This window comes from Moorena sp. SIO3H5 (assembly GCF_010692395.1).
Classification (GTDB): Bacteria; Cyanobacteriota; Cyanobacteriia; order Cyanobacteriales; family Coleofasciculaceae; genus Moorena.
This window is the reverse complement of sequence record NZ_JAAHHS010000333.1, coordinates 1-8,690: the sequence shown is the minus strand read 5'-3', so window position 1 is coordinate 8,690 and position 8,690 is coordinate 1. Positions and strand designations below refer to the sequence as shown.

Annotated in this window: 9 protein-coding genes and 2 pseudogenes; 3 read left to right on the top strand and 8 right to left on the bottom strand. The window is 42.8% G+C overall.

Going from position 1 to position 8,690, the window contains the following annotated elements:
- The 3 genes and pseudogenes from F6K52_RS27270 to F6K52_RS27260 form a co-directional block, all read right to left on the bottom strand.
- Positions 1 to 282, bottom strand: a pseudogene (locus F6K52_RS27270) (hypothetical protein); the annotation flags it as partial.
- Between the two features lie 422 nt (positions 283 to 704).
- A complete protein-coding gene (locus F6K52_RS27265) occupies positions 705 to 1,430 on the bottom strand; it encodes a glycoside hydrolase family protein (protein ID WP_293085757.1) in 726 nt (241 codons plus the stop codon).
- A 100-nt stretch (positions 1,431 to 1,530) separates the two neighbouring features.
- A complete protein-coding gene (locus F6K52_RS27260) occupies positions 1,531 to 2,190 on the bottom strand; it encodes an SDR family oxidoreductase (protein ID WP_293085753.1) in 660 nt (219 codons plus the stop codon).
- Positions 2,191 to 2,603: 413 nt separating this feature from the next.
- Between F6K52_RS27260 and F6K52_RS27255 the strand changes: the two genes are divergently transcribed.
- Positions 2,604 to 3,314, top strand: a complete 711-nt coding sequence (locus F6K52_RS27255) for a DUF1997 domain-containing protein (RefSeq protein ID WP_293085750.1) — start codon at positions 2,604 to 2,606, stop codon at positions 3,312 to 3,314.
- A gap of 177 nt (positions 3,315 to 3,491) precedes the next feature.
- Here the strand turns inward: F6K52_RS27255 and F6K52_RS27250 are convergent, their stop codons facing one another.
- From F6K52_RS27250 to F6K52_RS27240, 3 genes are all read right to left on the bottom strand, one after another.
- The gene (locus F6K52_RS27250; protein ID WP_293085747.1) at positions 3,492 to 3,956 is read right to left on the bottom strand and encodes a DUF4079 domain-containing protein; all 465 of its coding nucleotides are present in this window, start codon (positions 3,954 to 3,956) and stop codon (positions 3,492 to 3,494) included.
- 542 nt (positions 3,957 to 4,498) lie between these two features.
- On the bottom strand, positions 4,499 to 4,999 hold the full coding sequence (locus tag F6K52_RS27245) for a peptidoglycan-binding protein (protein WP_293085744.1): 501 nt from the start codon (positions 4,997 to 4,999) through the stop codon (positions 4,499 to 4,501).
- Between the two features lie 194 nt (positions 5,000 to 5,193).
- On the bottom strand, positions 5,194 to 5,367 hold the full coding sequence (locus F6K52_RS27240) for a hypothetical protein (RefSeq protein WP_293085741.1): 174 nt from the start codon (positions 5,365 to 5,367) through the stop codon (positions 5,194 to 5,196).
- 124 nt (positions 5,368 to 5,491) lie between these two features.
- Here F6K52_RS27240 and F6K52_RS27235 point away from each other — a divergent pair, with 124 nt between their 5' ends.
- Entirely contained in the window at positions 5,492 to 6,544 is a 1,053-nt protein-coding gene (locus tag F6K52_RS27235; RefSeq protein WP_293085738.1) for a GHMP kinase, read from the top strand.
- Positions 6,531 to 7,415, top strand: a complete 885-nt coding sequence (locus F6K52_RS27230) for a UTP--glucose-1-phosphate uridylyltransferase (RefSeq protein ID WP_293085735.1) — start codon at positions 6,531 to 6,533, stop codon at positions 7,413 to 7,415. The genes F6K52_RS27235 and F6K52_RS27230 overlap by 14 nt, the downstream gene beginning before the upstream one ends.
- Positions 7,416 to 7,449: 34 nt before the next feature.
- Here the strand turns inward: F6K52_RS27230 and msrB are convergent, their stop codons facing one another.
- Both msrB and radC read right to left on the bottom strand, forming a co-directional pair.
- Positions 7,450 to 7,848 carry a peptide-methionine (R)-S-oxide reductase MsrB gene (gene msrB, locus F6K52_RS27225; protein ID WP_293085732.1) on the bottom strand — a complete coding sequence of 133 codons (399 nt, stop codon included), beginning with the start codon at positions 7,846 to 7,848 and terminating at the stop codon, positions 7,450 to 7,452.
- 266 nt (positions 7,849 to 8,114) lie between these two features.
- Positions 8,115 to 8,690, bottom strand: a pseudogene (gene radC / locus F6K52_RS27220) (DNA repair protein RadC); the annotation flags it as partial.

Below are 8,690 nucleotides of genomic sequence, written 5' to 3'. Positions count from 1 at the left end.
AACATCAGCACCAGGAGGGGGGTTATTGAAAGTTAATGTTGGCAATACGGTATCGCCAATACTGATATCTACGGTGCTGTCCCCATCAGTCTCATCAAAGTAGCCCAGCCTAACTTCGTAGTTACCAGTAGGTAAATCAAAGGTTGTGCTAGCAGTACCAGAGGAGTTATTAGGACCAATTCTAAAAGGTATTCTGAGCAGTGAACCACCCTCAGCATCGTTATTAAGTTCAGGTTCAAAATTGTTTAGATTTAGAAAATTTTCAGCTTGAATTTTTACCATAATTTTTATTTAATGAACAATAATAATAATTTATCGCTGTTGACTACTTATACTGGTTAACTGATAAAATTCAGGATAATATTACCTAGAAGGCTTTTCAGTCTTTACTAGGAATTCATCATCACAAGCTTGCCTATTATATTCCCTGAATTTATCTTTAGCTAAGGATAATTTTGTCAGTCAACTAGCTTGTATTAATACTAGATTAATTAAAAATTATGTGAATAATAATCAAGCAATTTTGCCCTGATCAAAAAAATAATTATCGATAATTTTTACTCTGGTTAAATTTAATTAAATAGTTATTTATAGCAATTCTACGACTTGTGAGGTACAAACCGCTGTATAGCAGTTCTCAATACAAAATAAATAACTGCTTAAAAAAAATTGTTAATTTCCTGCAAGCATGCCACGATCAAGGATTAGCGGTTTAGTTCTTCCTCAAGCATCCGTTGATAAACCTTTGGCAAGTGCTTACTCATGCTATTGGTTTCTATGCCATAACCTAGACTTGTCCAAGTACCAGACAACTCCCGCAACACTTTATCTAAATTTCCTTGCCGCAATTCTTTGGGAATATCCATCCCCCAGGCTCTACTATCCTTGAGCCAATCGTGAACCACAGCATCCTGGAAGTGTGCCTCAAAGCTATACTGCTTCCAAAACAAAAAGCCTGAGGGTCTGGGGTGATAGCGTTGTGCCTTTTCTTTCCAGGTAAAATCAAGGAACTGATACCGTCCCGCTGCTGTGCTACATTTTCCAACATTAGGACCAGCGACTATGGGAACACATATTTCAGGATGACGCCTTAAATCAGACACGTGTTGACCACCATAGAGAATCGTGTAGGGTTGGCGGTCATTAGCTTCACTAGCGGTGATAGTACGCATTAGGGCGCGAATGTAAGGATCTCCTCCCCTCATCACTAAGGGAGGGGTGCCGTGAATACTGGTAGGATAATCAGATAGCGTACGCTCAACCGGGTAGTAAGCCCATCTATTAAACACATGTCTGAGATAAATCCCCAATAATAAGCTCACTATCACTAAGGCTGAAATATTGTAAAATAAGCCTTTGAGTGTAAATTTATAGGAAGTATTTGGAAATCCTCTTAACTTTCCGTACTTCTGTCGGGGTGATGAAGGCACTCAGTTGACTAATCCTTACTAGTGTTAATACTGTGAACTTAATAGTGTTCACAAAATGCGATTGGCCGTAGGCCACGCTACGGGAACGCTCAACACTGCCTCAAACCACGTCAGCAAATAGCTGTTCCCAGCTTTGATCGGGAGCTTGTGCTGAGCTAACCACTTCTACTATTTTATTCCGAGCTTCCGGTTCCGACAGCGCCTCAACACAAACTTCTGCTACTTTGGTGCGAGGTATGCTACCTTCAAATAGAGTATCTGCCCCAGACATGGCAATCGGGTCTGAGTTATCTTCGTTTTTGAGACCACCTGGTCGCACAATGGTGTAGGTCAAGCCGCTTTTTTGGATATATTCCTCTGCTTGCTTCTTCCAGACCAGAATCAGCCAGAATAGATTTAAGGGATGGAACAACTGGGACACACAGAGGGAAGAAACCAATACAAAGTGTTCTACCCCTTTTTGCTTAGCAGCATCTACTAAATTTTTAGTGCCTTCGTAATCCACCTTGTAGGGTGCGGTTGGGTCAAAGGTAGGGCGAGCACCAGTGGCGCACAGCACTACAGTACTATCTGCGATCGCGGCACTGATACTCTCGGGTTTGAGCACATCTCCCACCACTAATTCTGCAGCTGGTGGTAATATTTCTTGAGCGTACTCTAAATTTCGCACTAAAGCCCGTACAGGAATATCACGCATAACCAATTCCTGTACAATCCGCTTTCCTGTTTCTCCCGTTGCTCCAACTACACATGCTTTCATGGCAATTTCCGTACAATTCACCTAGTAGCTTAGCGAGTTTACCAGTTATTCTGAGTGAAAATTAAACTAGGCCATTCAATCGAGAACCGCCATATTGGTTTTGTCCGTAAACCCCAACCTCTCGATTGTATAAGTTTATAGGTCATGTGTTCTTATAAGACTTTGTGGGTGGATCTAATTAGAACCCGCTATAGTCAGTGATCTAATAACTGATCTCGCATCACCAGACACCCAGCTAGATCAGGCTCCAAAACTTTACACTTGTTTACATAGCTCAACTTGTTTGTGTCCGACTCCTGATTAACTCAGCTAGAGGAGTGGGATCAGCAAGAGCGACCCATGGACATTTCTCAACTAGGCTCTCAACTAGTTTCTGAACTAGTAACAAGGCAATCAAATGAAGAGGATGATGTATGCGATCGCATTTTATTAACCATCAGTCAATTGAGGCAAAACAGGTCGATTTGAATACTCCTGCCAATTCGGCACACACTGACTCTATTGTTCCATCAGGGTCTTACTCAGGTAGTGAGCCGACTCGGTTTCACTGTCATTTTCAAGACTGTATGGAGATGTATGCTTCAGCTGAGCAAGTAAGTGCCTATCTAAATACTCACCAGGATTGGTTTTGTCGCTGCGCTCATCCAATGAAAGTAGAACTGCTCACAGACAATGGCTATATTTTAAGCATTGGTAGCTTTGGGGCATTTGGCTATAGGGTAGAGCCAAAAATCGGTTTGGAATTGTTATCTCAAGACGAAAATTCCTATCAGATTCGGACAATCCCCGTACCCAATTACGTCAGTCCAGGCTATGAGCTTGATTTCCAGGCATCTCAGACCTTAGTAGAAGTACCAGCAAGGGAGTATTTTCAAGAGCATCAGCTGGAATCGGAGTCCATACCATCGGCCATAACCCGCGTGGAGTGGCATCTTGACCTGAGTGTTGATATGTGGTTTCCCAAGGCGATTCTGAAACTACCTCAGTCGTTGATTAAGCGCACAGGCAACGGAATTTTGCAGCAAGTTGTGCGTCAAGTTTCCCGCCGTTTAACCCACAAGGTACAGGAAGACTTCCACAGCAGTAATGGTCTACCAATACCGAATCCATCACAGCGCCAGTAAAATCTACAGTTAGATTTATTCTTAGGGGTCAGCTATCAGCTATCAGCGGAAGGCTTAGAGCCTAACTTCGATACCTAAATTAAAAGCAACCAAAAGCTAAGTTTAACTTCGCCTATTCCAACTCTAACATCATCCTAGGGGGGGTATAATACCAAGCCCCTAGGTAAATCAAATCATCTACGGATTGCTAAGAAGCTTCTGGACAATTTGCATACCGGTGATGGCTTGCCAACTGAATAGTCCCAAGAGTGCAACATTCAGGAAGATGTGACTATAGCGAGCCCAAGTTTGACCTTTCTGCATCAATGGTGTCAGAGAGGCAGAGGTAGCAATAATTCCGGTCATGCCTAAACCAGCCAGTAAATGGGGTCCAAAAAATAACTTGCCATTGTTAATGTAGGTTACTGCCATACCTCCGATGGTACCGAGTACCATCATTGATAGCAACGCTGAACCAACAAGATGGTGCTTAACATTATATTTACCCTTAACTAGCGCTTTCTTTTCGTCACCTTCCGCCGTTCTAGTCTTTTGGATTTTCAAACCGAGATAAAGAGCATAGAAGGCTGCCGCTAGCAGCACCCACATCAGTAAGGGGTGGAAGAATTGAGACCAAAATTTAACAGACTCTGGCAGGTTCATATTGTTATGTCAATTTTCAGGAGCTTCATGAAAATTAACATAACATAGTTGTCGTTATTAAGTCTAATGTGCTAAGGAATCAATTAAACAAGATGGTAGTATAGCTCTGATGCTTTCTGATGCTTACGGTTCAATTCCGGGCAATTTGGGGATTTTTAACGATATAGAAATCTTGCCATTGCATGGGTAGAGGATGCGATCGCATAAGCGATGAAGCTTTGCCGAAACGCGTGACTCGCGTCTTCCTACTGAGGCCTGAATCAATTCCGGGGAAAGATCCAGGAACAGAACTGTTAAATTACGCGAGATACCTTACTGCAGTTTGGGGTTGATATCCGTGATTTTTGATCCCCATCTCCCCGGACCGCCCCCCTGAACACCCCGTCAGCATACCAAGTTGCATTCATATGTAGTATCTGTTCTAGTATCTGTTTATCTGCTCACCTGCTCACTCCCTCACCAGTTCAAAGAATAATATCTTTGATTGATCGCAACTTGGTATCAATGCTTTAGGACAGGACTAACCCACTAATAGACATAGCCTAATAGACATAGCGAGGCATATCGCTCAAGGCGTTCCAGGTGTGTTCACTAACTACACCATTACCTAGCAAACCCCTATCGATTTGGAAGCGTTGCACTGCTTCGAGTGTCAGGGAAGCGAAGATGCCATCAATCTTAGCGGTATAGTAGTCACTAATCCAAAGTACTTCTTGAACTTTTCTGACAGCCTCACCAAAACTGCCAGGACGTAGAATCGGCATATTGACCGGAGCACCACTCAGAAGAGCTTGCCAGGTCTTTTGGTCTACAATACCAGTTGGTCTGAGAAATACCTTTTGCTGGTAGCCTTGCACAGCATATTCAATCTCTGTGTCAAACACACCATCTAATGGACCAAAGTAATATCCCCGGTGAGCCAAGATACTTTGTAATTCTACCACATACAGACCAATGAACCCTAGATAAAGAGTGTGCTTTCTGAGCCAAGCAGTGACACAAGCACTGGTCTGGGAGGTTTCCAAATTAATCAAAGCTGTCATTCTAGATTTCCCTGATGAAATTTTTCCTGGCATTATTCATAATCAAATAGCTGATGTTGATCTGGGGTGATTTAAGTTTTAATAAGTTGTTAACCTTTTGCAAGTAAAACGTGATTTGAATCACGTTAACTATGTTGACTGTTAACTGTTGACCTTAGGGATGCACAGCCAAGGCTTGCATGGAGTAGTTAACATCAAACGTTCAAGGTAGTGACGACGTTACGTTTATTTTTATCTACCCACATAGAGGTTTCAAAAGTTCTAGTTAATACCAAGTAGCATTGATCGGTAGCACCCTCTAGGTCGAGTTTACCGGTTTGGCGGTGTCTTGCCGTCTTTGAATGCAATCCCTGGGATGGCAATTTCATACTATAGTGCTTTATATAGTGCTTTGCAGCTCCGTAAAATACACTGTAGCCTGTCAGAATCTACCACTGCAATCACCGGCTGTATTCTATTGCAATCAAAACTGCGTTTGCATTTAACTCAATAATGAAAGTGTTTGTTCCAGGTCGCCTTTGTCTATTTGGGGAACATAGTGATTGGGCAGGAGGTTATCGCTGCCTAAATCCCCAGCTCGAAAGAGGCTACACCCTAATCACCGGAACCAATCAGGGACTTTATGCTCTGGTCTTATCTCATCCGAACGAGCTGATTATTCGTACTTCCGGTCGGGAGGGTGCCCCAAGCCTTTGTATTAGTTTACCAATGGAAAGGAGTGCTCTGCTCGCTGTTGCTAAAAAAGGCGGTTTTTTTAGTTATGCTGCTGGGGTTGCCTACCAGTGTCTCTCTCGCTATCCTGTCGGTGGAATTGAAATCGATAATTACCGCACTGACTTACCGATCAAGAAAGGGCTATCCTCAAGTGCAGCAATTTCTGTCCTAGTTGCCCGCAGCTTCAATCTCATGTATGACTTAAACATGAGCCTCCAAGAAGAAATGGAGTTAGCCTATCTGGGGGAAACCACCACTCCTTCTCAATGTGGTCGGATGGATTTCGCCTGTGCTTATGGCAATCGACCGGTCATGATGATGTTTGATGGTGATCACACCGATATTACTGAACTCAAGGTACCTCGGAATCTATTTTTTGTAATTGTAGACCTCGGAGCCAGTAAAAATACTCAGGAAATACTCGGTAAACTGAATCAGTGCTATCCATTCGCCACTAACGAAATACAACAAAATGTTCAGCACTATCTTGGTTCAATCAGTTCTAAAATTACTCAGGAGGCAGTTGAGGCTCTGGAAAGGGGTGATGCTGAACGCATTGGTAGCTTGATGAACCAGGCACAAGCTGAATTCGACCGCTATCTTATCCCTGCTTGCCCTGAGCAATTAACTGCTAGAGTGTTACACCAAATCCTGAATTATGAACCAATTCAACCTTATATCCTAGGGGGAAAGGGAGTTGGCTCTCAAGGGGATGGTAGTGCACAATTTATTGTTAAAGACAAGGAAAGTCAACAAAACTTAATTAAAATTCTTGAGCGTGATTTCCCCCAAATGGAATCTTTGATGTTAACGATTTATGCAGACCAATAACGTTCGCAAAGCTGTAATTCCCGCAGCTGGTTTTGGTACCCGTTTGTTTCCAGCCACGAAAGTGGTAAAAAAAGAGTTATTTCCGATTATTGACCGGGATGGTAGGGCGAAACCAGTGATCATGGCGATTGTGGAAGAAGCGGTCAGTGCTGGGATAGAAGAAGTGGGGATTGTGGTTCAAAAAAGCGATCGCAAACATTTTGAAGAATTGTTTAAGTCCCCCCCCAAACCCGAACTCTTTGATAAACTCTCTCCAGAAAACCAAGCATACAGCCAATATTTACAGGATTTAGGCCAGAGAATTACCTTTGTGATTCAAGAGGAGCAAGAAGGCTATGGTCATGCTGTATTTTGTGCCAAAGAATGGGTAAATGATCAGCCTTTTCTATTGTTGCTGGGGGATCATGTTTACGCTTCTGACCATGAAACTTCCTGTGCTAGTCAAGTTCTAAACGTTTATAACCAGGTTCAGCAGAGCGTTGTTTCCTTGACCGTAATGCCAGGAAATATTATTCATAAAGCCGGTTGTGTAACTGGAATTTGGGAAGAGTCAGAATCACGGTTGCGTGTGACAGAGCTTTATGAAAAGCCTACTCTTGAGTATGCGCGAGCCCATCTCCATATGGAAGGAATGGCAGCAGATCAGTTCTTAGCGGTATTTGGTATGTATGTACTCAAGCCGAAAATTTTTGACTATCTTGAAGAGCAAATCAACCACAATATCCGTGAAAAAGGTGAATTTCAGCTCACATCCTGTCTTGATAAATTGCGACAAGAAGAGGGCATAACCGGTTATCTAGTTAAAGGCAAATATTTTGATACCGGAATGCCCCAGTTTTATCGACAGACCATTATTGATTTCCCCAATTAAACTCAGGGGAATTGATCTGATTAATCCTATTTTTTTAATCCTGTTTCTCGAAACTAAGGGAAGCAGAATTCATACAGTAGCGTAATCCTGTTGGTTGTGGTCCATCGCTAAACACATGACCTAGGTGAGCGTCACAGACAGCACACAACACTTCTGTCCTGCGCATAAATAGGCTGTTATCCGGTTCCTCCTTTACATTCTCTTCTTTGATAGGTGCATAAAAACTGGGCCAACCTGTCCCAGAATCATATTTGGTATCGGAGTTAAAGAGCTCTGTTCCGCAACAGATACATTTGTAGATACCCTTGTCCTTATTGTTCCAGTATTTTCCAGTGAAGGCTCTTTCCGTTCCTTTCTGTCTGGTGACTTTATACTCTTCCGGTGTTAGCTGCTCTTTCCACTCTGCTTCAGTCTTTTGGACTTTAGTAACCATGGCTGAATCCTTGTAATAGTTTTTTGATGATACGTCGGAGGTGAGAGATCACCGATTGGGTGATCGGGTCTTTTGTCAAGAAAAGACACGTTTTGATACTTAACTTAACATTTTCTGGCACACAAGAGATAGGAAGTTTGGTGCATATGGGTAGTTTGGGGTGTGTGAGTATATGGGCAGGGTTTGATTAAGGGTAATTATTCGGGAATTATTCCGGTATGAGATGTGTGGTGAGGGAACCCTTCCGTATCTGCCACAGCTAAACGTCATTCCTCCTGGGGATACTCATCCCACAGTTTCGTTACTTGCCTTATGCTCTGGTAATTACCATTGCCAACAATTAAGTGATCCAATACCGGAATACATAAGAGTTGACCTACCTGTAATAACCGTTCCGTTAGAGTAATATCTTGAAAACTTGGGTCAACACTGCCAGTGGGATGATTGTGAGCCACAATTACCTGTGTTGCTCCTTGGCGCAGCACTTCTCGGAAAATATCCCGGGGATTGGCAATGGTTTCTGTTGCGGTACCAACAGTAATAATCTGAGTACCCAACAAATGATTTTTAACATCGAGTAGCAACACAGCAAATCTTTCATGATTTTGCCACATTAAGTCATGACTCAACGATGCTGCTGCTGAGGCTGGACTATCAATAATTACACCTTCTGTTGGTCGAGATAGAAATGCCCGTTTTCCCAGCTCCACTGCTGCTAAAATCGTTGTCGCTTTCGCTAGTCCAACACCATGAATTTGGGTCAATTCTTGAGCTTTAATATTCCGCAACACAGCCATTGGGTCTCGTTGGTCTTTGGCAAGTTCCTGTAAAATTAACTGTCA